General features: G+C 54.5%; 27 protein-coding genes. 9 read left to right on the top strand and 18 right to left on the bottom strand.

The genetic code is table 11. The annotated features are described in order from the left end of the window. Positions 1-7 precede the first annotated feature (7 nt). Together GS12_RS24835 and GS12_RS25170 are read right to left on the bottom strand one after the other, a co-directional pair. Positions 8-205: a hypothetical protein gene (locus GS12_RS24835; RefSeq protein ID WP_200884532.1), complete on the bottom strand. Its 198-nt coding sequence runs from the start codon at positions 203-205 to the stop codon at positions 8-10. A 145-nt stretch (positions 206-350) separates the two neighbouring features. After that, the gene (locus tag GS12_RS25170; protein WP_268747361.1) at positions 351-476 is read right to left on the bottom strand and encodes a hypothetical protein; all 126 of its coding nucleotides are present in this window, start codon (positions 474-476) and stop codon (positions 351-353) included. Between the two features lie 197 nt (positions 477-673). Between GS12_RS25170 and GS12_RS16085 the strand changes: the two genes are divergently transcribed. The 3 genes from GS12_RS16085 to GS12_RS16075 are packed head-to-tail and all read left to right on the top strand — an operon-like array spanning position 674 to position 1,864. Next, a complete protein-coding gene (locus GS12_RS16085) occupies positions 674-853 on the top strand; it encodes a hypothetical protein (RefSeq protein WP_034948789.1) in 180 nt (59 codons plus the stop codon). Further along, positions 850-1,656 (top strand): exodeoxyribonuclease III, encoded by an 807-nt coding sequence (gene xth, locus GS12_RS16080; RefSeq protein ID WP_034948787.1) that lies wholly within the window; start codon positions 850-852, stop codon positions 1,654-1,656. Before GS12_RS16085 ends, xth begins: the two co-directional genes overlap by 4 nt. Then, positions 1,646-1,864, top strand: coding sequence for a hypothetical protein (locus GS12_RS16075; protein WP_034948786.1), 219 nt, complete (start codon positions 1,646-1,648; stop codon positions 1,862-1,864). Before xth ends, GS12_RS16075 begins: the two co-directional genes overlap by 11 nt. A gap of 33 nt (positions 1,865-1,897) precedes the next feature. On the opposite strand, the gene GS12_RS16070 is transcribed toward GS12_RS16075, so the two are convergent. Further along, positions 1,898-2,782 (bottom strand): hypothetical protein, encoded by an 885-nt coding sequence (locus tag GS12_RS16070; RefSeq protein WP_034948784.1) that lies wholly within the window; start codon positions 2,780-2,782, stop codon positions 1,898-1,900. Between the two features lie 111 nt (positions 2,783-2,893). Further along, a complete protein-coding gene (locus tag GS12_RS23050) occupies positions 2,894-3,829 on the bottom strand; it encodes a hypothetical protein (RefSeq protein WP_152601424.1) in 936 nt (311 codons plus the stop codon). Positions 3,830-4,306: 477 nt separating this feature from the next. On the opposite strand from GS12_RS23050, the gene GS12_RS23455 reads away from it, so the two are divergent. The 4 genes from GS12_RS23455 (at position 4,307) to GS12_RS16045 (ending at position 7,764) form a co-directional block, all read left to right on the top strand. Beyond that, a complete protein-coding gene (locus tag GS12_RS23455; protein ID WP_072016904.1) occupies positions 4,307-4,486 on the top strand; it encodes a hypothetical protein in 180 nt (59 codons plus the stop codon). A gap of 24 nt (positions 4,487-4,510) precedes the next feature. Continuing rightward, positions 4,511-5,596 (top strand): DUF3991 and toprim domain-containing protein, encoded by a 1,086-nt coding sequence (locus GS12_RS16055; protein ID WP_200884531.1) that lies wholly within the window; start codon positions 4,511-4,513, stop codon positions 5,594-5,596. 130 nt (positions 5,597-5,726) lie between these two features. Next, the gene (locus GS12_RS16050; RefSeq protein WP_034948776.1) at positions 5,727-6,332 is read left to right on the top strand and encodes a DUF1419 domain-containing protein; all 606 of its coding nucleotides are present in this window, start codon (positions 5,727-5,729) and stop codon (positions 6,330-6,332) included. A gap of 100 nt (positions 6,333-6,432) precedes the next feature. Beyond that, positions 6,433-7,764 carry an N-6 DNA methylase gene (locus GS12_RS16045; RefSeq protein WP_052118495.1) on the top strand — a complete coding sequence of 444 codons (1,332 nt, stop codon included), beginning with the start codon at positions 6,433-6,435 and terminating at the stop codon, positions 7,762-7,764. Here the strand turns inward: GS12_RS16045 and GS12_RS23450 are convergent. The 3 genes from GS12_RS23450 to GS12_RS16030 form a co-directional block, all read right to left on the bottom strand. After that, on the bottom strand, positions 7,716-8,066 hold the full coding sequence (locus GS12_RS23450) for an autoinducer binding domain-containing protein (RefSeq protein WP_034948775.1): 351 nt from the start codon (positions 8,064-8,066) through the stop codon (positions 7,716-7,718). The two genes, GS12_RS16045 and GS12_RS23450, sit on opposite strands and share 49 nt — an antisense overlap. A gap of 393 nt (positions 8,067-8,459) precedes the next feature. Continuing rightward, positions 8,460-9,386 (bottom strand): N-acetylglucosamine kinase, encoded by a 927-nt coding sequence (locus GS12_RS16035; RefSeq protein ID WP_072016903.1) that lies wholly within the window; start codon positions 9,384-9,386, stop codon positions 8,460-8,462. Beyond that, complete coding sequence (locus GS12_RS16030) at positions 9,383-10,597, bottom strand: N-acetylglucosamine-6-phosphate deacetylase (RefSeq protein WP_034948810.1); 1,215 nt, start codon at positions 10,595-10,597, stop codon at positions 9,383-9,385. The genes GS12_RS16035 and GS12_RS16030 overlap by 4 nt, the downstream gene beginning before the upstream one ends. A 74-nt stretch (positions 10,598-10,671) precedes the next feature. Here GS12_RS16030 and GS12_RS16025 point away from each other — a divergent pair, with 74 nt between their 5' ends. Continuing rightward, the gene (locus GS12_RS16025; RefSeq protein ID WP_034948772.1) at positions 10,672-11,433 is read left to right on the top strand and encodes a DeoR/GlpR family DNA-binding transcription regulator; all 762 of its coding nucleotides are present in this window, start codon (positions 10,672-10,674) and stop codon (positions 11,431-11,433) included. Between the two features lie 433 nt (positions 11,434-11,866). On the opposite strand, the gene GS12_RS16020 is transcribed toward GS12_RS16025, so the two are convergent. The 11 genes from GS12_RS16020 to GS12_RS15970 form a co-directional block, all read right to left on the bottom strand. Then, positions 11,867-12,889, bottom strand: coding sequence for an SIS domain-containing protein (locus GS12_RS16020; protein WP_034948771.1), 1,023 nt, complete (start codon positions 12,887-12,889; stop codon positions 11,867-11,869). A gap of 82 nt (positions 12,890-12,971) precedes the next feature. Next, the gene (locus tag GS12_RS23040) at positions 12,972-13,763 is read right to left on the bottom strand and encodes an N-acyl homoserine lactonase family protein (RefSeq protein ID WP_052118493.1); all 792 of its coding nucleotides are present in this window, start codon (positions 13,761-13,763) and stop codon (positions 12,972-12,974) included. Between the two features lie 85 nt (positions 13,764-13,848). Then, positions 13,849-14,952 carry an ABC transporter substrate-binding protein gene (locus tag GS12_RS16010; protein ID WP_034948770.1) on the bottom strand — a complete coding sequence of 368 codons (1,104 nt, stop codon included), beginning with the start codon at positions 14,950-14,952 and terminating at the stop codon, positions 13,849-13,851. 74 nt (positions 14,953-15,026) lie between these two features. Beyond that, complete coding sequence (locus GS12_RS16005; protein ID WP_052118492.1) at positions 15,027-15,851, bottom strand: ABC transporter permease; 825 nt, start codon at positions 15,849-15,851, stop codon at positions 15,027-15,029. A gap of 41 nt (positions 15,852-15,892) precedes the next feature. After that, positions 15,893-16,633 (bottom strand): ABC transporter ATP-binding protein, encoded by a 741-nt coding sequence (locus tag GS12_RS16000; RefSeq protein ID WP_034948767.1) that lies wholly within the window; start codon positions 16,631-16,633, stop codon positions 15,893-15,895. Next, complete coding sequence (locus tag GS12_RS15995; protein ID WP_034948764.1) at positions 16,630-17,598, bottom strand: carbohydrate kinase family protein; 969 nt, start codon at positions 17,596-17,598, stop codon at positions 16,630-16,632. The genes GS12_RS16000 and GS12_RS15995 overlap by 4 nt, the downstream gene beginning before the upstream one ends. Beyond that, positions 17,595-18,623, bottom strand: coding sequence for an SIS domain-containing protein (locus GS12_RS15990; RefSeq protein WP_034948762.1), 1,029 nt, complete (start codon positions 18,621-18,623; stop codon positions 17,595-17,597). The genes GS12_RS15995 and GS12_RS15990 overlap by 4 nt, the downstream gene beginning before the upstream one ends. Continuing rightward, a complete protein-coding gene (locus GS12_RS15985) occupies positions 18,616-20,298 on the bottom strand; it encodes a hydantoinase B/oxoprolinase family protein (RefSeq protein WP_052118491.1) in 1,683 nt (560 codons plus the stop codon). The genes GS12_RS15990 and GS12_RS15985 overlap by 8 nt, the downstream gene beginning before the upstream one ends. Next, positions 20,298-22,334, bottom strand: coding sequence for a hydantoinase/oxoprolinase family protein (locus GS12_RS15980; protein ID WP_034948760.1), 2,037 nt, complete (start codon positions 22,332-22,334; stop codon positions 20,298-20,300). Before GS12_RS15980 ends, GS12_RS15985 begins: the two co-directional genes overlap by 1 nt. 35 nt (positions 22,335-22,369) lie before the next feature. Next, positions 22,370-23,161 (bottom strand): GntR family transcriptional regulator, encoded by a 792-nt coding sequence (locus tag GS12_RS15975; RefSeq protein WP_034948757.1) that lies wholly within the window; start codon positions 23,159-23,161, stop codon positions 22,370-22,372. 1 nt (position 23,162) lies between these two features. Further along, positions 23,163-24,167, bottom strand: a complete 1,005-nt coding sequence (locus tag GS12_RS15970; RefSeq protein ID WP_052118490.1) for an aldose epimerase family protein — start codon at positions 24,165-24,167, stop codon at positions 23,163-23,165. A gap of 417 nt (positions 24,168-24,584) precedes the next feature. Between GS12_RS15970 and GS12_RS15965 the strand changes: the two genes are divergently transcribed. After that, positions 24,585-24,741, top strand: a 157-nt coding sequence (locus GS12_RS15965; RefSeq protein WP_034948756.1) for a transposase, incomplete at its 3' end; no start/stop codon positions are given.

The raw sequence follows: 24,741 nt of genomic DNA, 5'->3' as shown, positions 1-24,741 counted from the left end.
CGCCAGCCTATTTTCCGAGGTTAGCGAACCACTCGGCATAGGGCGTGTTTTTTGCCATGTGCCGATTATAATCCGGTGCGCCATCTTCCCACCAGGGCGCACCGCGCTCGCCCAGAGCAACCTTGGCATCATCGACCAGATGTCGGGCCTTTGCCATCGCATCGGAGTCGCCCTTGGCGTCGCGAACAGCCCTTCTTGCGGACATCAATTCCTTGACCAGTCTATTCCGTGTGGCTTCGTCAAGCGCGGGATCGCTCTTGCGCCACAACCGCCCGCGGACGACGAAATATCGCCCATCAGACGTCTCAGGATATCGGTCCGACATTCTTCTAGCGCCCGCCTTTGATCGCCTAGTCTAACATTCGCTCTGTTTCCAGGTTGGATGCCAGCGAAAGCATGTGGCAGTCGGCAATATCCACCAGTGCGCCGGCGACTTCGGTCTCTCCCCAACCGGCCATCACAGCTTGCTTGGCCAACTGTCTGAATGCGTCGACAACTGCTTCCTGACAGTTCAGAAAGTGATCGGGATGCTCAGAAAGGGTTCTCGGACCGGGAATGTACTCCATTCCTAATGTAATAGAGTCGGATGAGACCGGTTCCAGGCCCGTTGGCACTAATCTGAAACTTTTCGACGTCTTGTGGGTTTCCGCTGCGCAAACCTTGGGAGATCATCATGTCGAAGCGCGAACTCATCGATACCGGAACCGACAAACGCTACGTCCGTCGCGACGAAGACGGTAAGTTCAAAGAATCCGTCGACGTCGGCCGAGCCCTCTCGGCTGACAAGCGCCACCAGGCGAAGAGCGATGCCAAGCCCGGGGAGGGCGACAAGGGCGACCACAAGTCCAAGTGAAAATCGCCACCTACAATGTCAATGGCGTAAACGGTCGTCTCGAGGTCCTGCTTCGTTGGCTGGACGAGGCGAACCCGGACGTTGTGGTTCTCCAGGAGATGAAGGCTCCGGATGCAAAGTTTCCAGCGAAGGCCATCGAAGCTGCCGGCTATGGCGCGGTTTGGCATGGTCAAAAATCATGGAATGGCGTCGCCATCCTGGCGCGAGGACTGGAGCCGCACCTGACCCGTAAAGGTCTTCCGGGGGAGCCGGAGGACGAGCAGAGCCGCTTTATCGAGGCCATCGTGGACGGGGTGGTGATTGGCGGCCTCTATCTCCCAAACGGCAATCCCTATCCTGGCCCGAAGTTCGACTACAAGCTCCGTTGGTTTCAGCGTCTACACGACTATGCCGCCGAGTTGCTGGAGCTAGAGGTGCCCGTGGTCCTGGTCGGTGATTATAACGTCATACCGACGGAGTTAGATGTCTATAAGCCGGAGCGTTGGACTGACGATGCGCTGTTCCGCACGGAGGTGCGCGACGCCTTCCGAAACCTCGTCGCTCAAGGCTGGACTGATGCGCTGCGCGAAATGCATCCCGGAAAACGCATCTACACGTTCTGGGACTATTTCCGGAATGCCTATGGACGCGACGCGGGTTTGAGGCTCGACCATTTCCTGCTCAGTCCCGACCTTGCCGAGCGACTGAAAAAAGCTGAGGTCGACAAGCATGTTCGCGGCTGGGAGCGCACCAGCGATCACGCGCCGGTGTGGATCGAGCTATCCGACAAACAGATCAAACGGAGGAAACGAAATGAGAAATGACTGGCGCGACGAATTTAGGAGCGGTTTGGCGAACATGGTCGATCAAGCGGTCGTTTCCGGAGCCAAGCAAGCCGAAGTCTTTAAAGCCACGATCGAGGAAATCGAGCGTTTGCGGATTGCGAATGAGCGTGATCCCGATCCTGCGGACGATGTGTCGGAACATACTGTAGAAGAGCCGGCAAATGACTGGCCTGCAGCGGAACGCTAGACATTGCCGCGGATGTACAGAAATGCAGTGTTTCTAAGGGAACGCCGAGCGGCGACGAGGCCGGTCTAATATTTGGCGCATATCGTTGAAGGTAAACATAGGCGCCCGGCCAATCAGGAACAATGGTGCAAATCTGTCAATCACGTGCTGCCCAGGAGCAACCAGACTTTTCAATTGCTTTCGCACTTCCTTCAATTGAGCGCTGGTCGGATGTTGCATCCGGTCTCGTTTTAGGATTGCCGTCAACAGTCGTTCCTGCCGGTCCCTCTGCTTTCTGCCGCTGCATTCCATCCGGCAATATCGCAGGAGAGCTTGAAAAAAGAGGCCTTGGCAATGAAAGCTCACCATCCCGCCGCCCAACGTAGCTTCAAATGCTGAGGTGACATTCCCGGTGCTATTAATCTCTCGATAGAAGGCGAGGGTTTGGTCTTCCAGGAAGCCGACTTTGATTTCTTTTTCCGGCGCAAAAAACATATACGCGGGCACTGCCTTGCTCAGCCTGACCTGAGCGTACATGTGCAGGCCAAAACAAAGTGCAAAAACGCAGATCAGGTTGTTCTGCGTCGCCGTATTCATCGCTCTAAGAGCTTCTGTGATTTCTATCCAACCGACCCGCTCCCCGCTCGGTGCCAGGAGAAGCCCTTCTTGTTGCGTTCCGTGAGCATCGATATGCAGTATCGGCCGCAGGCCGCCATGAGCGTCCTGAGCGCATTGACGAAGAACCGAAAGGAGCTCATCTCGGTTAGCAACAGGGCGTTCGATAAGGGAATGACCGCCGTTGGCCGCAAGTCCTTCGAGATCCTCGATGATGCGTCTTGTTGGGCCCATTTGATCTTCTGGCAACGAGTGTATCCACACAATTGCGTTGGTTTGCAATGTTTCGGACATCGTGACGCCAGTGGAAGAAAACGAGATCATCTTGATTGCCTTCGGTCTGTTCGGCATTCTGTATCGAGCGGTCGATGGGATCTTTCGCAACAAACACCCCCGCCGCGCTTTTACAGCGCGCCAGGGTGCTTCGCTTCTCAACTAAGCTGCGGATGCTTGCGGTGAGTGGTCGCGCAAAGTTACATAATAGCCCAGCGCGATGTTCATGGTCTCGAATTTCGACAATGCTTCATAGAAGGTCTTGTCATCCAAATTGCCGAAAAGCGACTCTGTTTTGACATCCGAATAACGTGTCGTTCCAACTTCACGTTTTTTCAATGTCCTGCGACCGGACGGATGCCAGTCGACCACGAGTTCCAGATCCATACGGCGAGGGTCGGATGATGCAGACGCCTTATGCTCGCTGATCAGGGCTTCAATAGAGCGTTTCGACATGTTGAAATGCGCATTCGGCCCGTGATCTATGCGGTGCAAGTCGAAGCCGTTATAGAGAGCGGCAGCGATCAGCGCGCCATTAGTGATGTAGTTCGCAGGCAGGATTTGTCCGCCTAGATCGAACGCGATTTTTTCGACCACGTGCTTAAGGCCGTAGCTGCTGCGGCTCCGGTTGACAGTCTCGATTTTTTTGATCTTTTGCAGAAATGCGTGAGCCCGCAGAAATTCACCGGCTGCAACCGTCCCGGCCAACTCTGTACGGGAGGCTGCCATGCTGCTGCGCGCGCCATGACCGTTGATGAAATATTCCGCTCCATATCCGTGGTGATGGAGATGAGGGTGGTCCTCAAGCATACGCAAAACAGCCGCATGCGCAAACGCTAGATGGATCTTCAGCGGATCAATGCTAACCGCACGATCCTCAAGGAATACCCTTACGGGTATTGCTGGGTCCAGCACCACAGCACATGGGGTTTTAAGCTTTGCGCGCAGCGAGGCGTAGGTGAGAGATCCTGCGGCCCTAGCCATGACTTCAAGCCGCCATGTCGGCGAAAGCTCAGGCAGGAGCACAGACGCTGCGACCTTGAGCCTGGCAAGATCCGACATATCGAGGTTGTACGAAACATGTGAAACAATCATCATAAATCTCCTGGACCATTATCGCCGTTTAAATGGCCATCGAGATGATGACGATGTGCAAAGTGTTATCGAAGAAGGTTTGACTCGGCGACAAGTCAGGGTTTCACCCTATTCCCCAGATAACATCGTCCGAGAGATTTATCAATAGAGATCGGTCCGTCATCATTCGTAAACGGCCCGCCGAGATGGCGCAGCCTGTCGATCTGGACGTGTAAGAACAACTCAATTTCCGGCTAACCCGCCTGCTATTCCGGACATCCGTGTGGATCGTATGCCAAGCCGGGCCAACCAATGGTGTTGCCGAACCCAGCTCTCTTGTCTGGCATCCCTAATCCAGTCCCGACCTTGGACGGTCAACCCGCAGGGGGTTCGCAGCTACTGCGACCTCTCTGGCTGCGCCGCCGAGGTGACCGCGGTCAGGCCCTGATCGAACGGGCGCCATCGAGCGGGGATCGGCCCCGCCACTGGATGGAGCCTCACATGTCGGATCTCAGCGTCGCACAAAACCACGCATTCGATCTTGCCCGGACCCTGATGGTCCCGGTCACCCTCTTCGAAATCGATGGTGAGATCGGCGTCATGATTTCCGCCGAGTATGACGGCGACGAAGACGCCATCATCAATATCTATGATCCCTTTGCCTATGGATCGGCTCATTGAGCCGATCACCCTTCGGGGAAGCGCGTGCCGCTCGCGCTGTTGCCCGCGCAAGGGAGGCTTCGCCGCGAGCTTGTCCCGGCAGATCTGCACATTGCGAACCGCGCCCTTGCGCGCTTCCATCTTCGCGGCCTGGGCGCTGCCAGTCCGAAAAGTCAGGAAAGCAGAGGAAACGAAATGGAAAAGAAGGACATCGAAGAGCTGCGCGCCCGGGTGGGCTGCGCAGCCGTCCTTGAGCATGACGGCTTCGCGATAGACCGGAAAGAGAGCACGCGCCGGGCGGTCAAATTCCGGCGCGACGACGACATCGTCATTGTGATCCACGATGACAGGGGCTGGTTCGATGCCCGTTCCGACGCCAAGGGCGACGTTTTCGCGCTCGCAAGCTATCTTCATGGGATCGGTTTTGCAGAAGCCCTGGCGGCTGTCGGCGATCTGGTCGCGTTTCAGCCAAGCGCAGCGACCTGGGAGAAGCCTCTTCGTCAAACGCAAAACGAGGCTTCGGTCGCTGACCGCTGGAACCATAGAAAACGGCCATGGCGCGCTTCGGCGACCTGGAGGTATCTGCATCAATGCCGCGCTCTGCCATGGCAAGTCATCTCCGCAGCGATCGAGGCAGACGTTCTGCGCGAAGGACCCTACGGCTCAATGTGGGCAAAGCATGTCGATGAGGCTGGTGCCGTCATCGGCTGGGAGGAGCGCGGACCGGACTGGCGCGGGTTTTCCACAGGCGGCGCCAAGGCCCTCTTCCGGTTTGGAAAGGTGGATGCCCGTCGGATCTGCGTCACAGAGGCGGCGATCGATGCGCTCAGTCTGGCCGCGATCGAGCAGACACGATCTGACACGCTCTATGTCAGCACCGGTGGCGGGTGGTCGCCGCTGACCGCTCAGGCGTTGGCGACCCTGGCTTCCGGGGAAGGCACGTGGCTGGTGGCCGCGACCGACAACAATGTTCAGGGTGAAGTTTTTGCCGACCGCCTGCGCCAGATGGCGGACAGCGCCGGTTGCGATTTCTCTCGGCTGAGGCCGCAGAGTGAGGATTGGAATGAGGAACTGAAGGAGAGGAGGGAGAAAGGAGAGCTGCCGCATACGCGGCCAACGCATCAAGGGTGAAGCTGCCGCCCGCCTGACGGCGGCCCTTGACCCGCTGCCCGCGAGGCGCCGGGTGAGGAGGGGTAATCAAAGGACTGAAAAAGGAGGTCGATCAGGCTTCGCTTCAGTCGTAACCCCGAAGGAGCAGCCGATGTTCAACCCTCCCACCATCCGTAAAGTGTTCGAAGGCGTTGCCAGCCGCCACGAAATGTACGCCCTGTTCAACCGTCACAGCCAGTCGCCATTCGACGATGACCGTATTTCCGGCAGGCGCTATGTCGGCGAGTGGTTTGAGATATCCGAAGCCGATCACGACCATATGTTTGAGATCCTCCCTCCGCTGTTTTACCGCGGTGACATATTCGCCATGCGGGAGTTTCTGGCCGCCAGCGTCACCAGCATATTCTTCGCGCTGACGTTTGACGATCGGTCTCGCTGGTTCCACGGCTACTGCGACCTGGGCGATCGTCAGTCGCCAGACCGGATGCGCGGCGAGATCATCGCTCGGGAATCCCGCCCGGTGCGCGCCATGAACCGACAGGAAAAGCTCGATCATATCTGGAGCGCGACCGGTCCGGATTTTCGTGGTTATGCCGACGGTCGCTTTCCGGCTGACCTGCGCAGTCGCCAGATCGTGCTCGTCTATCCCTCCGCTCAGGGCAAAATCTGGAAGCTTCTGGACGATCTGACCAACGAGGAGATCGCCGCCAAGCTGCCGGTGCAGTTCCGCCTCTTAACTGAGACCATCGCTGCCTGACGGCACTTCACTTCCCAGTCTCACCATTCCGCATCTTGGCAACACCCGCACCCAACACAGCGAGTGTGCCTCGGCGCGCCCATTCACAGGAGTATTTCCAATGGCGCATGACGACCCTTTCACAATCGACCTGTTCGGCAATACAGCTCTCGCATCCGGTTTCGATCTCGGCCTGCCGGGTTTCGCAGCAGACTTCGGGACCGATCTCAACGATGACCCGCCGCCATCGACGCCGGTGCCAGCCGCTCCAGCCCGCAAAGAGCCGAAGCCCGCACCGCAGATGCGGACCAAGGTCGATTTCCGGTTGCAGGGTTCTCGCGGCCTCGGCAAATCCTGGCGCGACCGGGCGCGGGACAATATCGTCGCCATCCTGCTAGCGAACGAGATCGAGCATCAGGGCCTGCCGGCCCGACCTGACCAGCAGTCAAGGTTGATCAAGTTCACCGGCTTCGGTGCATCGGATCTGGCCAACGGCATATTCCGGCGGCCGGGCGAAGAAGGATTTCGCAAGGGCTGGGAGGAGCTCGGCGGCAATCTCGAAAGTGCGGTAGCACCAGGTGATTACACGTCTCTGGCCCGTTGCACGCAATATGCCCACTTCACGCCGGAGTTCATCGTCCGGGCCATCTGGTCGGGCTTGATCCGCATGGGGTTCAAGGGTGGCCGGCTCCTGGAGCCGGGGATCGGCACGGCCATGTTTCCGGCGCTGATGCCGGATGCTCTCTCCAAGGTGAGCCATGTCACCGGTATCGAGCTTGATCCCGTCACCGCCCGTATCGTCCGGCTGCTGCAGCCACGGGCCAGAATCGTCTGCGGCGATTTTGCCCGCACCGACCTGCCCGACCATTTCGATCTGGCGATCGGCAACCCGCCGTTTTCTGACAGGACGGTGAAGAGTGATCCGGCCTTCCGGTCTTTCGGCTTACGGCTGCATGACTATTTCATCGCCAAGTCCATCCACCGGCTGAAGCCCGGCGGGCTTGCGGCCTTCGTCACCTCGTCCGGCACGATGGACAAGGCCGACGCCCGCGCCCGCGAACACATCGCCGGCATGGCCGATCTCGTTGGCGCGATCCGCCTTCCCGGAGGCAGTTTCCGCGCTGACGCCGGCACGGAAGTTGTCGTCGATATCCTCTTCTTCCGGAAGCGCCGCGCCGACGAGCAGGCTGGAGACGACAGATGGATCGATCTCGCGGATGTAAAGGTGGAAGGTGAGGGCGGGAGCGTCCGTATCAACAGGTGGTTCGCCGATCATCCAGAGATGGTGCTGGGCCGCCATGCGGTCGGTTCAGGTCCGTTCGGTGAGACCTACACCTGCCTCCCGATCGGTGATGATCTCGAAACGAACCTGAACGCCACGATCAGCCAGCTACCAGCTGATATCTATGACGGTGCCCCGGAGCGAATGCCAAAGTCGGCAGCATGCGCATAGAAGGTACGCTCTTCCTTCGATTGCTTCGCGCGATCCTGTTCCCCGGACCACGCAAAAACGTGTTTCCTGGATTTCGCGCGTTTGACGACCGGATCAAGCTTATCGAAGTTCTTCTCGAAATACGTCGACCGCCACTCGCGATGATAATTTGTGACTGCGATGCTGCGCTTGTGCTGGATGTGCAGATAGGCGTAGCCGGTGAAGCCATAATGTTGGGTGAGGTCGGAAAGGCCCTGCGTTAGGATGCTCTCGTCGCCTTGTATCGCTGCAAGATCGGTTAGCTTGTCCAGCCAGTGCTGCATTTTTCACTCCGTTTTGGTGGTCAGGTGGAACAGGTCACGGGGAGGATCTTTTTGCTGCAGAGTTCGTCCAGTGGCAATAAAAGCAGGATGGCCACTGCGGGAGAGCGATGTTTGGTGTTTGTTTCAGCCTCTCGAGACGCATGGCGAGTGGCTTCGAACTCACTAGAAAACGGATGCCGGTTTCGCCATGTAGCCTATGCCGCCCATCATCGCTGATTGTTAGTGGGAACGTGCAAGACGCGCAGCGAGTTACTGCCGGCCAATTCCTCTCAATTTGAGTTCCTCGGGTGCTTGTCATCGTTTCGATCGCTGCCAGACGCAGCCTCAGGAGCTAATCTGAATTCGTTTCCTATGACCTTTCGGCAATTCCGCTGGCCGACCTCCGAAAAATAGTCACCCACTTTCCGCCCTTTCAAAGCCCTCTCCTCGCGCTAGCCGAACGGATGCAATATTGAGTGCCCCGACTACCGGAGGGGTTGCAACTAGTACTATATCCAAGTCGCTACTGAGTTCGTTGGCCGCATCAATGAACGCCTGATAAAAATAGGGCAGACGCTCAAAAATTCCGCCGCCCAGATAGACAGGCCCACGCGCTCCCTGCAGAAGCAGAGACGCCAATTTATCACGGAGATCCGCAACTTGGGCTCTGACGACGCCGACGCCAAGCTTTGATCCCTGTTCGATCGCATCGAATAGTGCAATGGTGTGACTAGCGAACATTGCTGCTGAAGGTTCGATGGACAGCCTCTCATTAGCCTCTCTGAGGTCTGTGATTTTTAGATGTTTAAGTAAAAATTCATGGAGGACGTCTGAGTGTTCCCTTGCTTCAGCGGCTGCAAGACAGGATCGTATTGCGGCCCTCACCAAGCCAGCACCGCCACCTTCGTCGCCGAGCAGCCAACCCCAACCGCCGACCGTTAAAAGAGCCCCCTCTGTGTTTCTGGCAACGACAATTGACCCTGTGCCTGAAATGACGGCGATGCCACCATCCCCTCCCGCCGCTGCAGGAAGCAATTCTGCATCATTGAGCACTCTGATGTCCCACCCTGTCGTTTTTCCAAAAGTCTCTTCGCACTGGAGAAGACGCTGATCTGTATTACAGCCATTCGCTCCGATGACGACGTGGCGTGGCTGTAGGTAGCCGATGGATGACTCGATGAGAGCTTTGAGGCGAAAGCAATCGGACGCGCTGTAGCTTTCACGACGCCAGGAGCTTGTCGGGACCGTCTGATCAACAACGGAATCCTTCCCACGCTGGGCCATCCAACGGGTCTTCGTGCCGCCAACGTCCACGCCGATAACAAGAGGAGGATATGTCACGACGCACGCTCTCGGTTTGCGTGAGGCACATGTACTGTTTCGCCACCTATGATAACGCGCTCAATATCAAGTTCCTGATCCAACACCACGAAATCGGCAAGCTTACCCGGCTCGATGCTTCCCACTTCAGCAGATACCCCGGCGAGTTCTGCGGGAGTAAGCGAGGCCATACGGATGACGTTGGGCAGGCTCTTACCCACGGCCCTTGCCATGGTCTTCACCATGCGGTCCATGCCATGCATCGAGCTTGCTAAGCTGCCGTCATCCCCTCGTACCGACTGGCCATCGGTGTGGACCCATGTCCCATCGTCGCTCGATCCAAATCGATACGTCCCTGGAGGTGCATCCATGGCTCGGTTCGCGTCAGTGACCAGACATGTCCGATGGAAGCCTATCATTTCATAAGCGAAGCGCAGAAGATCGTCGGACAGATGGATGCCATCGGCAATTACTTCTGTGCTCATGCCATCGTTTTGAAGTACGTATTGTTCCATACCGGCTTGCATCGGCGTTCCAAAACGCGCGCGAAGTGAGGAGACAGAACTCATCGCACACCAAAAATGGTCGACGTGGCGCATTCCATGGGCAAAGGCTGCTTCAAGTTCACCCCAGCAGGCATTAGAATGTCCGCATGTGATGAAGCATCCCCTTTCTCGTGCAAAATTGAAGAAATCTAAAGCACCAGGAAGCTCCGAGGCACAAGTTGCAATCTTGATGATCGGTCTTGATAGAAAATACTCGTATTCCTCACGAACTGGATCTCGCCGGCCTTCAGGCGAATGAACCCCGACTTTGTCTTCAGCAAAATATGGCCCGTAGAAGTGGATTCCCGCGATGCGAGCGCCATCTGCATGCGTCCAAGAGGATTGCACGTTTTCGCACGAGTTTACCATGGCATCGAGTTGCTGGAACGAGCCTGTAGTTGTCGTTGGAAAGATCGAGGTCGTCCCGTGCTTGGCGTGGGCTCTGTTTGTAGCGCGAACCGCGTCCACGGTCCCATCCATATAGTCTGCCCCTGCAGCGCCATGAACGTGAATATCGACGAAGCCTGGCGATATGTAATACCCCGTATAGTCGACAACATTTTCCAGCAGGTGTTTCGAATTGAACTGCTCAATGCTACGGATGCGTCCTTCGTGGCAGCGAACTATCGCATTTTCGATTATCCTGTCGGGAAGAATTACGTTTCCTTTGATAAGAAGGTTTTCCAAGATCTGATCCTCGATGACGCATTTTATATCCCCATATATACCTATATACGCAGAAACGTGCAACGGAGAAAATCATGTCCTTAGATTCGACGCCTGATGAGCGGCGTGCCTATATCCTTGCCGCTCTGCAAACAAAGGGGCGACTTTCAACGACGGAAGTGTCCGAGCATTTCTCGGTCTCTGAAGACACGGCACGACGCGATTTCCGCGAAATGGCGGCGGAAGGTCTTATCAAACGCGTCCATGGGGCAGCTCTCCCGATCTCGCCTGGCACCCTCCCCTTTCAGGGGCGGTACAAAGTTTCCGCCGAACAAAAAGTCAGACTGGCGCGGCGCGCGGCTCAGATTGTGCTCCGAGATCAAGTCGTTATCGTTGATGGCGGGACTTCTAATCTAGAATTGGTCCGGCAGCTGCCAAAGGACTTGAGGGCGACGATCGTGACGAACAGCCCCCAAATTGCGACAGTCACCAACGAACACGCTCATCTAGAAATAATCTTGCTTGGGGGCGTCTTTGACAAACGAAGTCAGATGACGCTTGGCGCGAGGGTTTTGGAGCAACTCCATTCGATGAGTGCTGATCTGTGCTTTATTGGCGTCCATGGAATTCATGAGGATCTAGGTCTGACAACTTCGGGTTATGATGAAGTCGCAATAAAGTCCGCAATGATCAGCGCCGCCGCAGAAGTCGTGGCTATCGTTACTTCTGACAAAATCGGTACGGCCGCCGCCTACAAAATTGGCCCTCTGTCCCTTATCGACATCTTAGTCACTGAAGAGAATGCTAAAAGTCGCGCCCTGCTGGAACAGAATAATATTAGGACGTTGCTGGAATAGTCGGTATACCGGAGTAATCAGGACAACCTCTTCAAAACTGCTGCTGGACAGGGCGAATTAGCGTGTGGTTTCGTCAGAATTATTTCGTCATTTCGTTGTCAGTTACTGCAATTCCAAAATAACGATAGGCCGCCGACGTGTATGTGTGAGACCGTGTCTTGAGTGTATATTTTTGAGGCCCAAGTCTGAGCTCGGAATGTTAACTAGAGATACGAAATCATATCGCGAACAAGTACGGCCATTGGAACAAAGAAATAGCTACCAAGGCATAAAGCGAGCTGTTGCCGCTACCATGGTAGCGTCCGCCGGCAGACAATATGTTCGCGCTAACGGATAATCATTGCCGATTTCGTGCTCTGCACGAAAGAAGAATTCCTCTAACAAATCGAAAGCTGACCGGCGGCGCGTGGTGGAATGAGCGTTGTCTATAAGTTCAAAGAGTTTCGGTAACTTTCATGAGCGATGGCGGAGCGTCTGGATTCAATCCCCTTTGCCGTGCGAGTGTTTCCACAAATCTGTAGAATGGGACTATTTGAGCTAGCGCGTCGGTGAGAGGATGCCCTGTTGCAATAAACGGCAAGCGTGTCGCCACTTCTGCATTCTCGGAGGTGACGAACACGTTGGCTCGTTTCGACGCCAGTTGATCTGCAGCTGCACACACGGAACCTTCCCCAAGATCTCTTGCGGCGAACGCCAAGATAGGAAATTTTGGTGATACAAGCGAAACTGGACCATGCATAAGTTCAGCTGAGGAGTAAACTTCAGCATGAAGCTCACAGGTCTCCTTGCACTTTAGGGCAGCTTCGGCAGCGATAGCAACGCTGGGGCCTCTTCCGATAATGTAACAGGACTGTTCGCCCTCTAACGCGGCCGCAAGCTCAGGCCATTTGGCATCAGAGTCATTTGACAGGTGTTCCGGGAGTGACTTGACTGCGCGCTCGAGTTTCTCATCGTCCGTCCATGCCGCAATCAGAAGTAAGCCCGCCACCACAGAGTTGACGAACGACTTTGTCGCTGCCACAGCAGTCTCGGGGCCCGCGGCGATATCTACCGCTACGGTGGAGGCATTTGCCAGAGGGGACTGAATCGTATTCAACAACGCGACCGTATATGCGCCACCGTTTCTAACCGCTTCCGCTAGCGTTACGATGTCGGGACTTTTGCCGGACTGGGAGATCGCTAGAGCTCCACATCGGTCCAACTTCAATCTAGCGTTATAGACGGAGACGAGGGATGGGCCGAGCGAAGCTACGGGAATACCGACATTGAGTTCGATAGCATATTTTAGGAAATGCGCGGCGTGATCTGACGAGCCGCGCGCGATAGTAACTATCGCTGCAGGATTTAGTTTCTCGAAAGTTTTGCCGACTTGCTTCAGTTCGGCACCAGATCGCTCAATGAGCGACGCGATCGCGGATGGAATTTCCATGATCTCTTGATACATTTGCGTAGTCATCGGGTGCTGTTTCCTGTTGTTGATGTCAGTTCGGTCATGCTCGATCAGTCGCCGAGCGCTACGCAATGAAAGGATTTTCGATCTAGTCGTAGAAGTGTGGGGATTTGCGGATGTCATCCCAAGCGTCAATGTCGTGATGAAAGATCACCATGGCATTCTCGCGTTCTGCAATACGCTTCAGCCGCGCCATTGATCGATGTGCAGTAGCGGGATCGACCATGGGCGTTCCCGTCATCACATTGTTCACGTAATTCGCCTTCTGCGGAAAAATTCCAGCAGGGAGCACAATCGTGCCCGTATTCGGCAGCCTAAGGACAAGCGATTGTTCACCGCGCGTGTGAGCCGGTGTGAAGAGGATTTCGACAGAGCCATCGCCAAACAGATCATAGTCCTCATCGTGCAGTTCGAGATAATCGAGGTCTCGGATTTCCTGAATTTCTGGATAGGCGTAGCTTTTGGTGAGGCGTCTATCCGGCCACCATGCGTCTTGTAGTTCACGGAATTGAACAATGAACTTTGCGTTCGGGAACAGATGCATGCCGCCGGCATGATCCGGATAAAGGCATGACATAACAACAAAGCTGATGTCTTCGGGTCTAATACCAAGGGCTGCCAACTGCCGGTCAACGGCCTGTTCTGGCTCAAACTCGGCCGCCCAATCAACCGCGCGTTCTTCACCCCATTGCCCCACCGGATCGACAGCCGCGTTCGGGTGCAATCCTGTCTCGAACAGAATTTTACCTTTCGGGTGATCAACTAGGAATATGGGTGTGGGTGCTTTCATTCGCCGACCCATTCCCAGCATATGTGTAAACACACCTTGATCGAAATGAAGTGTACCGCCAGTCATGCAGTAAAGGCGAGTGGACGTCATTGGTCGGGCTCCTTCGGTTCACCGTCTATGACTCTGACGAAACACCGGCTCCGTAGAGCCGGTGTTTCAGCTCGATCTGTGGCCTTTACTTGAGCGGGCTGTTGACCCAGTCGGTAAGCTTTTTGTTCGCGACAAGCTTGTCGTAATATTTCTCTTCGAGTGCCCTTGTTGCAGGGTCCACGCCGCTTGGAAGTTGATCGGCATTCTGCTTCTCATAGAAGTCTACAGAGTGCTTCCAGTAGACATCGGACTCGGGATTGAAGACCGTAGTCTTGGCTTTCTCAAGCGTTGGAAAAGCCATCAACTGGAACGTGTTCTTGAACTCATCGACCGTGAATGACGCCGCAGCCCGTTCATTTGTTGCCTTGACCCAAAGTGGCGCGACTTCCTCGAAATGTTCGTCGGCATAACGAGAGACGCGATACCAGATCGCTGCCAGCTTCAATGCAGTGTCCTCGTTTTTATCAAGCCAACCCTGCGTCGAAACCATCGTTGAGTACCACAGTCCTGCCGGGCCGAGAATTTCATGGCCGCCAACGTTCACGTACTTGTCCGGCATTGCAAGAAGCTTGGTCTCTTGCGGCAAACTACCCATATAGTAGTCGCCGGTGCCACGCTGAAAGGCCAATGCAGCCTGTGCATCGTCCCCGGATTCGATGACGTTGATGTCATCTACAGTTAGTCCAACTTGACCGAGAGCTGCGGTCAGAAGAGGACGGTAGCTGGACAGAACTGTCGGAAATTCCTTACCTTTGAACCCCTTGAGAATTTGCTCTTTTGCTTTTTCTGCACCGATCTTCGGAGCCAGGTCGGCAAACGTATCGGTTCCCTTTCGACCAATAACGATAAACCCCTTGAACTGGTCCGTGATCAGAAAACTGCGTAGCGCAGGGACAGCCTGATAGAGCGGGAAATCGCAAACGTGGCAAGATGAGACGATGTCGAGGCTCCCCTGACGCATTGCGGCGACACCTGCGGCGGTGTTCGTTATGGTCACGAGATCCAGGTCAATGCCGAGTTCCTTGTCGAGCCCTTTTTCCTTAGCAATGACCCATGGCATATAATCAAAATATGGCGTGATCCCAACGTGCACAGTTTTTGCATCTTGCGCCTGTGCCACCGTGCTCCCGGATGCTAGCACGGAAAGGATTATTGAAAGTCCGGCAACAATTTTCATTGCTTTCTTCATAGTGTTCTTCCTCTGGTTTGGTTGATGTCTGTTGGCATTGTTTTTGTCAGCGCTGCCACTCGCGCCTCTGCAACTCAGCTGGCGCCTGTTATGGAACCAACAACACCCTTGCCTGCCCCCTTTTCCGTCCATCGCGTTAATGGACGTTCGAGCGCGACGACAATCTTGTCGAGAATGATGGCAAGGAGGCAATAAATGCTGACAATCACAACGATGCCCGCGGTGTCGAGATACTGGACTCTGATAATCATCAGATGGCCAAGTCCGACCTGCGCGCCAATATATTCGGCGGCAACGTCGAGTCCCCAGGACGAGGCAGCGGCTACCCGAATTGCGCCTAGCAGATGGGGAAAAATTGCCGGAAGGATGATCGATCTGTAGATCGTCCCGCGCTGAGCGCCGAGTACCAAGCCTGCACGAATATACACCGCCGGTACGTTCTTGATCGCCTCAATCGTTGCAACACCAATGACGAGCGAAGTACCCAGGACGATGAGGACAATTTGTGGCGTTTTGCCCAAACCGAACCAAAGAATGAAAAGAGGTATCAGCGCGAAGATTGGGATAGGCCGAAAGAAATCGAGGACGCCACCAAAGATTTCTCGAGCGAGCCGACTGTATGCCATCGTAAGCCCCATTGCGAGGCCAAGGAGGCTACCGCCAATGAAGCCGCCAAGCGTCATCGAAACACTCGCCGCGAGACTCTGAGGCAAGAGCGGTGCTAACGACAAGAAGGAGCGCCACACATCTGCCGGTGAAGGTAGAAAAATCGGGTCGATGGTACCGTTCCAGGTTGCTGCAAACCACAGAGCGACCAGTACGAGTGGGACGAATAACTGCCGGATCAACTTGTTCGTTCGGGCCGCCCTGCCGGTGGGCACCTCTGTTTTAACGGCCATTTTTGGCTCCCCTTTTTTATGGGTTTAATTTACTGGATGTGTCAGACGATGAGATCCGACACGGTCCCTCGAAGCTGCTGAAAAACACCGGTTCGCTTGAGTTCCAGGGTTCGATCTTTTCCGAACGGCACATCAATGACATGCGCTACGTGGCCTGGGTTTCGACCGAGCACCACGATGCGATCGCCGAGGAAAAGCGCTTCCTCGATATCGTGCGTGACAAATAGCGAAGTGGCGTTTGTGTCTTCGCAAACCTTCAGGAACTGGACTTGAAGACGTTCCTTGGTCATGGCGTCCAATGCACCATAAGGCTCGTCCATCAAGATCATTTGAGGACTGACCGCGAGCGCGCGAGCCAGATCGACGCGCTTGCGCATGCCGCCTGACAATTCCCTGGGGTATAGATCTGCGGCATGCGTCAGTTCGACAGTCGCGAGCTTCTCATTTACGATGCGATTGCGTTCGCCCTCAGGAAGACCTTTGATCTTAAGTCCGAACTCGACATTTTCACGGACCTTCATCCACGGGAAAACAGCGTCATCCTGGAAAACCATCACACGATCGGCGGATGGACCAGTGACTGGATTATCATTCAGAAGGATCGAGCCCGATCGGACAGGTATGAGGCCTGCTACCGCATTTAGGAGTGTCGATTTGCCACAACCGCTGGCGCCGATCAGGCAAATAATCTCGCCCCTGGTAACCGTCAGATCAATATTCTCAAGGATTGTTTTTTCGCCATAGGCGATTGTTACGGACTCTAGCCGTAAGTCTCTCATCATAGCAGATCCCCCAATTGGTTCAGTCCGGCTTGACGTCGAGATGAAGAGACAGTCGAGACATCAACTATTGCCTCCCTGCCGTGCACCAGCATCCACGTTGCGAAATCGCATCCGAACGCTGTGGCGGCTTCCGCATCGAGTTTCTGGACGAAGACGGCGTGAAAAAATCCCGCATTGAAGCAATCGCCTGCCCCGACCGCGTGCGCCGGTTCACCCATCGACACAATCGGGACGATGACGCAAGGCTTGTGACGCTCTTTAACGAGCGCACCATGTTCACCATTTTTTATGACCAGAACGGCGGATTGAGCGAGCTTTTCAGAGATCGTTTCAGCCGCAGATATCAGGTCTGTTTCGCCTGAGAGAGCCGCTGCCTCGGCGCTATTCATTAGCGCAAAATCTACCTGGGAAAGGATTTGCAGGACGTCATCACGGACGCCCCAACTCGCTTCCGACCATGCGAGATCGATCGCAATCTTGGTCCCGGTTGTCCTCAATCGTGTGAACGCGTCAAGCAAGATGTCCATTGCAACGCGAGGAGGTTGACACCATCCAGAAAGTAAGGCGATTTTCGCATCAGAGTAGCGGGACTGGCGCAATGTCTGGCCAAGTTTGGCCAATGCGCCCGGGAGGGTGATAAATAACCTCTCACCGTCCTCCCTGACGAGTGCTGTTGTAACACTGGTCGGAGAGTCAGTTCTAAAGTCGAGCAGGTCTGTGTTCAGACCGCTCTTCTCCATTTCATTCTTGATCCAGAGGCCGTTGTCATCTTTTCCCACCGGCCCCACGCAGACAACGTTAAGATCAAGCACCTTGCCCGCGAGCGCGAAGTTCCCGGTGTTTCCGCCTAAGCGTACATCCATAGTATCGACTTCGGTTTCTCTTCCCCATGCAGGGAGATCACGAAGAGGGCCGAATATCTGGTCGACCGTAAGGTCACCTATAGCGAGAACATCAATACTCATTCTACCCTCGTAATTTTGGGGATGAGGGCCGGCTCAATTGTACTCATGTTCAGTGCCTGGGCGACCGACACGTTCAGTTTTTGAAGCGCAACAGCAAAAACAACCGCATTTAGCTCCGGGATAGTTTCGGGAACCCGGATCACACTGACGCTTGCCGGCAGATCTACAGGGCCAGCTGCTATCGCGACTACTGAAGCTCCGTAGCCTACCAGGTCAGAGGCCAACCGAACCATAATTCCAGCCATGTGATCGTTTGGAATGAGCATAACAACGACACTGTCCGGCAGGTTGATCAGTTCCATCGGCCCATGACGTAGCAAGCCGCCGGATACCGGGATTGCTGCAATGCGCATCCCTTCCTGCAAATCAAGCGATGCTTGTTGGGCGAGCCCGATAAGGTGACCACGGCCGGTCATGATAGCAACGCGAGATTGCGCAATGGCGGCAGCTGCCGCAGCAAAGACTTCCTGATCTAGGTTGGCCACGACATCGACTTTTTCCGCAAGCTTTGCTAGCCAAGCGGCGGGTGCCAGATCGGTTCTGTTCGCCAATCCGGCGGCCATTGAGGTTGCGACACAGAGCGTAGTGGTAAAAGATGACGTGTTGTAGAACGCCTTCTCTTCCGCCTTGAACGGCAAGACGTTAGTTGCTTTGCGTCCAAGCGTACTGTGCTCGGACGCGGTAACAGCGATGACCGGCCTTCCGGGCTGGACGACATCCAGTAGATTGATAATTTCTGCGGATTCACCGGATCGGCTAGTGATAATCAACGGGGAAGTGTCACTCTGCGCGGTTCCGTACCGATGATATTCACTCGTATCAGCGACCGCGTGTCCGATGCCAGCGGTACTGAGGATCAGACTTGCCGAATGCCAGGCCCACAGAGAAGTTGCCATACCTGTTATAACGAAGCCATCGCTACCACCCGTCCAACGGCTTGAGCTGTGATAGGCTTGGTCGAGAAGGCCGGCATTGGCGAGCAAAGTTTCGGACTGGCTTTTAATATCTGCGATCAGATCATGCATTCGCCGGTTCTCCCGGCTGTCCGCCTTGGTAGGCTTTCAAGGAGTCTTCGGTTACCTTGCCGGAACGGACATCAGCACGAACCATTTCGGGTTCGCGGCTTCTTGGATCACCGTAGCCAGCGCCGCCGCCGATCGCGACCTCGAGCTCGTCACCGGAATTGAGTACCGCAGCACCTTTGGGCGGCAACTGCTCTTCAACGCCATTTTTCCTCGTAACTTTGATATAGGCGTTCGTTCCGTCATGCCCGCCTTGAACACCCGGCGCCTTGTTGATGAACCGGTCCGAGTACACGCTCATATGAACGCCATCTTGAAGGAAGCGATAGTTGCGTACAGCGCCCAGACCTCCACGATATCGCCCCGCCCCGCCGGAGTCTGGCCTCAATTCGTAGCGCTCAACCCTAAAAAAGGATTGTGAAAGCTCGAGCGCTTCCACAGGGGTATTTCGGCAGTTACCCAATGGATCGTCCAGTTGGTCGGCTCCATCATTACCTGGACCTGCGCCATAACCGCCTCCAAGTTGCTCACTGATCGCATGGTAAGTGCGAGCACCCTGCCAATGTAGATCGACTTCCGTACGAGTATCGTAACCTGGGGCCGGTATACGGTCCGGCAAAGCCTTTGAAAGGGCAAGAAGGATCGACTGAAAAACGCGCATGACCACCACATTGCGACCCTCGACCGGCGCGAAGGGGATGGGATTTACGAGACTGCCCTCCGGAGCGGAAATGCTGATCGGACGGTATGAACCATCGTTCAACGGGATTGACGGCTTTGTCAGAAGCATTTTCAGCGCAGAATATGCAGACGAAATCGTCGAGGCGCGGGGGCAATTGATTGCAGTTTTCACCTGCGCCGATGTGCCTTCAAAGTCGAGATGCAAAGTGTCACCCTTTACGGTGACAGCGACATGCACTTCGAGGTTCGTCTGCTCGAGACCATCCGTGTCGATGTAGTCTATTCCTCGGTAGGTACCATCGGGAACTTCGCTGATAGCCTCGCGCATGAACGATTCCGCGTAGTCGAGGAGCTGGTCCGATGCAGCTATGACGGTGTCCACAGAATATCGAGCGATCAATTCCTTGACGCGGCGTCGGCCCGTCTCGTTGGCCGTCAACTGCGCGTTGAGGTCGCCGATCGTATCGCGGGGGATACGCACATTTGCCCGGATCAGCTGTTCAAGGATGCCACCGTTCCAGTCTCTTGACAGTGAAAAGACCATTGGCGTGAAACGCATACGTTCTTCGAACACGTCTCTGGCGTAGAGATTGTAGCCGGGCGAGTGGCCGAGATCGACATGGTGCCCTACCGACCCAGAAAATCCAATAAGTGTTCCATCGTGGATGATCGGCGAAAAAAGATAGATGTCCGAGAGATGTTGGCCGCCGTTGTAGGCGTCATTCAGAATAATGACGCTATCTTCGGTGAGCGCTGTAATGTCGGTTTTGGCAAGCGCGCCCTGAACCGCTGGGCTCACCGAGTTGAGATGCAGAGGAATATTCTGCGACTGTGAGAGGACTCTGCCCTTGCGATCGACAAGGCAGGTCGAGCAGTCGGCGGCTTCGCGAATGACGGTGGAATAAGCAGTCCGAATGAAATCATTGCTCATCTCCTGAGCGATGGCTTGGACGCTGTTGGCAAAAATATTGAAGGTGACGGGATCAACAGTAGTCATCAGTTTTTCCTCTCAAGAAGAACGCTTCCGCTTTCGAGCAGACGGGCAGTCCAATTCTCCGGCACAAAGCAAGTAGAGGTATCCGCCTCAAGAACTGCAGGACCGGTTATTGTGGTTTCGAGCGTCATAGTCTCGCTCTTGCAGAACACGGTCTCACGCGCCTCACCGCGCAGAAGCACAGAGCCAAGTTCGGTTGATGCCTGACCTGTCTCATTGATATGAACCGAGACATCTTTGGTTTTGCGAGGTATGACGACCTTCAGACGATAGTTCACCACCTCGGCACTTTCGTTCTCAAACGCGAAGCCATAGCGCTTGTAATGAGCGTCATGCAGACGGGTCGTGACCAGGTCGGATGTGACGGTCTCTGGATCGATTGAGATCGGCAGTTCGAAGGCCTGGCCCTCATAACGAACGTCGAGCCCGGCAAAAACCTTGAGCTCATTCGCGCCGAAACCATGTGACTCGAATTCCTTGCGGGCCTTCTCTGCCAAAGCTTCGATCTTTGCGCGGAAATCATCGGGAGATAGGTCAAAAGCGAGCGCAACATCCGTTTGCACGTAGTCACGAGCGATGTCGGCAACCAAAAGTCCAAATGCCGACAACACACCGGCATGTGGTGGCACGAGTACACGCGTTATACCGAGTTCGTTCGCTACAGAGGCTGCGTGGATCGGGCCAGCACCACCATAGGCGACGAGTACATAATCTCGCGGATCGTAACCACGCTGTGTCGACACCAAACGGATGGCTTGGGTCATGTTGGCTTCAACAATCCGGGTGACGGCCTCTGCTGCTTGCGCCCCGGTCATAGCCAGATCTTGGCCAAGGCGTTCGATCACCCCGTGGCCCGCTTCAGAATCGAGTTTGAAGTTCCCGCCGGCAAAAGTCTTGGGTCGAATAATACCACGCGCCACGTTCGCGTCGGTAACAGTCGCAAATGTCCCGCCGTGACCATAGCAGGCAGGGCCTGGATCAGCGCCTGCACTTTCAGGCCCGACATGCATCATCCCGTGGCGGTCAATCGCGGCGATACTACCGCCCCCGGCACCGACAGTTGCAATATCAATCATCGGAACAGCAACTGGTAGATTGTTCAGCATATTCTCAGTTGTAATCAACGGTTGACCGTCGTTGATGAGGCAGACATCGGTGCTCGTGCCACCCATGTCGAAGGTAATGATGTTTTGCATGCCGGCTTGTTCTGCCGCGTAGATTGCTCCAGTCACACCGGCAGCAGGACCAGACAACAGCGTCCGGACCACTTCACGACGGATTGCGTTGGCAGGCAGAACTCCACCATTAGACTGCGTAATGAACAGGCTGCCACCGAACCCACGCTCTTCAAGCTTTTCGGTGAGTTGTCCAATGTAATGGGACATAATCGGTGAGATGTATGCACTCATTGTAGCCGTGCTGGCTCGCTCATACTCACGGAACTGTGGCAAAAGCTCCGACGACGTGAGGACGAGAAGCTCAGGCGCGATGTCCTCTATGATTGCTCGAACCCGGTCTTCATGTTGTGAGTTCTTGTAGCTGTGAAGGAAGCAAATCGCGACGGCTTTAATGCCCCCTTCCAGGAGTCGAGGAACCAAGCTGCGGATCTCTTCTTCAGCCAAGGGCACGAGCACATCACCGCTCACATCAAGGCGTTCGGTAACCGGAAGAACCCATTCCCGTGGAACAACTGGACGCGACCGTTGGTAGAAAATATCGTAAATGTTTGTCTTATCTCCCCGCTGGATTTCGAGAATGTCTTGGAATCCACGGGTTACAATGAGCGCCGTAGGAACACCTTTGCGTTCCAAAACTGCATTAGTTGCAACGGTCGAACCGTGCAGCACGTCGTGCAAGTCAGGCCAGGCAATATCAAGTTGGTCGACGCCGGAAAGTACCCCTTTTTCTGGCTGGCGCGGAGTGGATGGGACTTTCAGTGTCGTTAGTTTTGGCTGCTTTCCATCGTCCTCGAAGAGAATAATATCGGTAAATGTGCCGCCAATTTCGACAGCAAGCTTCTGTGGCGATCTATTGTTCATCGCATCCCTCATCAGATTTTGTTGTTAATTGTCGCTTAGTCTTCGATCAAACGAGCGTAAGTCGACAAACTGCCCAGTTCTATTATGAATTCCATCATGTCTGATCGGAACCAGGATTCCTCGACTTCCACCGGTGCGCCAGTGTCGGTGTAACTCACGCCTGCAACGCGCATGATTGGAGACCCAGTAGCCACGTCCAGTATCGCAGCGAGGTTCTCGTCTGCAATTTCAGCCCTAAGGGCTTGGTGTGCAGCAGTTACGTTCAGGCCAAATCGATCTGCAAGTACGCGATAAACAGAACCTTCGACGTCACTCTGGGTTAGCGAGCTGCAAATCTTTTCAGGAACCCAGATTTTTTCGAGCACGACGGGTTCGTTGTCAGCGAAACGAACACGCTCGAAGTGGAAAATCATATCACTTTCCGCAATGTCGAGTTGCTCGGCAATTCTCGGAGACGGTTTGCTTAAGGAAAACGAAATTACCTTGGTACTTACAGTTTTACCTGCTGCCTCCAGGATGTTCGTTGTGCTCTTAACATCGGACATGTCGCGTGTGACTGGCTGCGTTTCATCCGGGCGCATTAGGCCCTTGGGATTGACGAAACTGCCGACGCCTTGCTGCCTTCGTATGAAGCCTTCATTGACCAGTTTGGCGAGTGCTAGGCGGACGGTCATACGACTAACGCCATATGTTTTTGAGATCTGATCTTCGGTCGGAAAAGGATCATTTGCTTTCAATTCGCCATTGGCGATCTTGAGACGAAAAATCTCACCCAGTTGATAAACAAGCGGGACGCCGCTTTTCACGAGTCGGTTCGACATGTTCATTTTATCTCCCGCTATCGGTTGAAAAACGATAGATGGTTGTTGCTTCGTAGCGCTCGCCAGGTCTCAACGTGGTTGTCGGAAAAGACGGTTGGTTTGGAGAGTCAGGCAGATGGCGCGGCTCAAGCGTAAAAGCATCTCCTTGTCTATACTGCCTTCCACTTGCCCCAATCAGACTTCCATTGAGAAAATTACCCGAGTAGAATGCAAGGCTGGGTTCAGTGGTTTGAACATCAAGTATTCGACCAGTCACAGGGTCATAAGTACGAGCCACGACGCGCAGGTTCTTGCTGCCATCAAGGACAAAACTGCAGTCATAGCCTTTTGCAAATTTTGTGAGCGGATGTCCACTCCGTATCCGAGCGCCGATTGTGTGGGGAGTTCTGAAGTCGAGCGGTGTTTCGACCACATCAAGAATACGGCCGGTTGGAATGAGCTCGTCATCAACCTCGATTACCTTGTCGGCATTGACTGTGAGGACGTGGCCTTCAACCGTGCCGCTTCCTTCGCCACCAAGATTGAAATAGGAGTGATTTGTCAGATTCAGCACTGTTGGCTTGTCTGTTATAGCCTCGTAGTCAATCCGAAACTCATTGTCGTTCGTGACGCTATACGTTACAGCGACATCAAGTTTTCCAGGATATCCTTCATCGCCATCCGGGCTACTATAAGTCAATTTTGCCGAAGATTCCGACAAGACCTCCACGCTCCAGATTTTCTTATCAAAACCTTGAGCTCCTCCTGCGATGTGGTTGCGACCGTTATTCGCAGACAATGAGTACTCAACACCATCGAGCGCAAATTTTGCCTTGGCGATGCGGCCACTAAAACGGCCAACTAGCGCTCCGAAATACGGGTGGTCGCGATGATATTCGGCTTCTGTTGCGAAACTCATCACAACGTTGGCCGCATGTCCTGACCTGTCGGGCGTTATGATCGATTTAACGCAACCGCCGATATCTAAAAATTCCACGGATAAGCCGCTGCGGCCTTGCAGTTTGTAAAGCATTGTTCACCTCTTCGCCGCCTCTTACTGAGGCGTACTTTTATTATGTCATTATGTTGTTATGTTGTTATGTTGTTATGTTGTTATGTTGTTATGTTGTTATGTTGTTATGTTGTTATAACAAATGGGTGATTGCAAGAGAAAAATTTTAAAAACTGCTTTTTTTTAACCTGATGAAAGGTGGGTGATCGCGGAGGTGTCTCTATCAAGTACTGAATTTACAAAAGCAGCGCACAAGCTCCCGAAAAGAAAGAGAATCGAAAGCTGGAGCGTGCTCTTCCTACGTGTAATTGCGTCTGGCCTTAGGCAAAATGATGCGTTGCAGGCCTAACAAATCACAGACATGCAGTGCAGTTTTGAATCGCCACGGGTTTAACAGACACCTCGGAGTCATTTAAGATGGCTTAAAGAGAGGTGCCCATGAGCGGTAAGCGTTATCCCGAAGAGTTTAAAATTGAAGCAGTCAAACAGGTTGTTGATCGTGGTTATTCTGTTTCCAGCGTTGCAACACGTCTCGATATCACCACCCACAGCCTTTACGCCTGGATAAAGAAATACGGTCCGGATTCTTCCAATA

Origin of the sequence: Erwinia oleae, assembly GCF_000770305.1 — a bacterium.
In the GTDB taxonomy this organism is placed as follows: Bacteria; Pseudomonadota; Gammaproteobacteria; order Enterobacterales; family Enterobacteriaceae; genus Erwinia; species Erwinia oleae.
This window is presented reverse-complemented; position numbering and strand designations above follow the sequence as displayed.

Coding starts and splice junctions, on each gene's coding strand:
- GS12_RS16085 (WP_034948789.1), top strand. CDS start 674: ATGTCGAAGCGCGAACTCATCGATACCGGAACCGACAAACGCTACGTC.
- GS12_RS23450 (WP_034948775.1), bottom strand. CDS start 8,066: ATGCAGCACTGGCTGGACAAGCTAACCGATCTTGCAGCGATACAAGGC.
- GS12_RS15985 (WP_052118491.1), bottom strand. CDS start 20,298: ATGACTACTGTTGATCCCGTCACCTTCAATATTTTTGCCAACAGCGTC.
- GS12_RS24835 (WP_200884532.1), bottom strand. CDS start 205: ATGTCCGCAAGAAGGGCTGTTCGCGACGCCAAGGGCGACTCCGATGCG.
- GS12_RS16000 (WP_034948767.1), bottom strand. CDS start 16,633: ATGATGAGAGACTTACGGCTAGAGTCCGTAACAATCGCCTATGGCGAA.
- GS12_RS15980 (WP_034948760.1), bottom strand. CDS start 22,334: ATGAACAATAGATCGCCACAGAAGCTTGCTGTCGAAATTGGCGGCACA.
- GS12_RS15995 (WP_034948764.1), bottom strand. CDS start 17,598: ATGAGTATTGATGTTCTCGCTATAGGTGACCTTACGGTCGACCAGATA.
- GS12_RS16045 (WP_052118495.1), top strand. CDS start 6,433: ATGGCGCATGACGACCCTTTCACAATCGACCTGTTCGGCAATACAGCT.
- GS12_RS16070 (WP_034948784.1), bottom strand. CDS start 2,782: ATGATCTCGTTTTCTTCCACTGGCGTCACGATGTCCGAAACATTGCAA.
- GS12_RS15970 (WP_052118490.1), bottom strand. CDS start 24,167: ATGCTTTACAAACTGCAAGGCCGCAGCGGCTTATCCGTGGAATTTTTA.
- GS12_RS23040 (WP_052118493.1), bottom strand. CDS start 13,763: ATGACGTCCACTCGCCTTTACTGCATGACTGGCGGTACACTTCATTTC.
- GS12_RS16020 (WP_034948771.1), bottom strand. CDS start 12,889: ATGACTACGCAAATGTATCAAGAGATCATGGAAATTCCATCCGCGATC.
- GS12_RS23455 (WP_072016904.1), top strand. CDS start 4,307: ATGTCGGATCTCAGCGTCGCACAAAACCACGCATTCGATCTTGCCCGG.
- GS12_RS15975 (WP_034948757.1), bottom strand. CDS start 23,161: ATGAACATGTCGAACCGACTCGTGAAAAGCGGCGTCCCGCTTGTTTAT.
- GS12_RS16050 (WP_034948776.1), top strand. CDS start 5,727: ATGTTCAACCCTCCCACCATCCGTAAAGTGTTCGAAGGCGTTGCCAGC.
- GS12_RS16010 (WP_034948770.1), bottom strand. CDS start 14,952: ATGAAGAAAGCAATGAAAATTGTTGCCGGACTTTCAATAATCCTTTCC.
- GS12_RS16025 (WP_034948772.1), top strand. CDS start 10,672: ATGTCCTTAGATTCGACGCCTGATGAGCGGCGTGCCTATATCCTTGCC.
- GS12_RS16005 (WP_052118492.1), bottom strand. CDS start 15,851: ATGGCCGTTAAAACAGAGGTGCCCACCGGCAGGGCGGCCCGAACGAAC.
- GS12_RS16075 (WP_034948786.1), top strand. CDS start 1,646: ATGAGAAATGACTGGCGCGACGAATTTAGGAGCGGTTTGGCGAACATG.
- GS12_RS23050 (WP_152601424.1), bottom strand. CDS start 3,829: ATGATGATTGTTTCACATGTTTCGTACAACCTCGATATGTCGGATCTT.
- GS12_RS15990 (WP_034948762.1), bottom strand. CDS start 18,623: ATGCATGATCTGATCGCAGATATTAAAAGCCAGTCCGAAACTTTGCTC.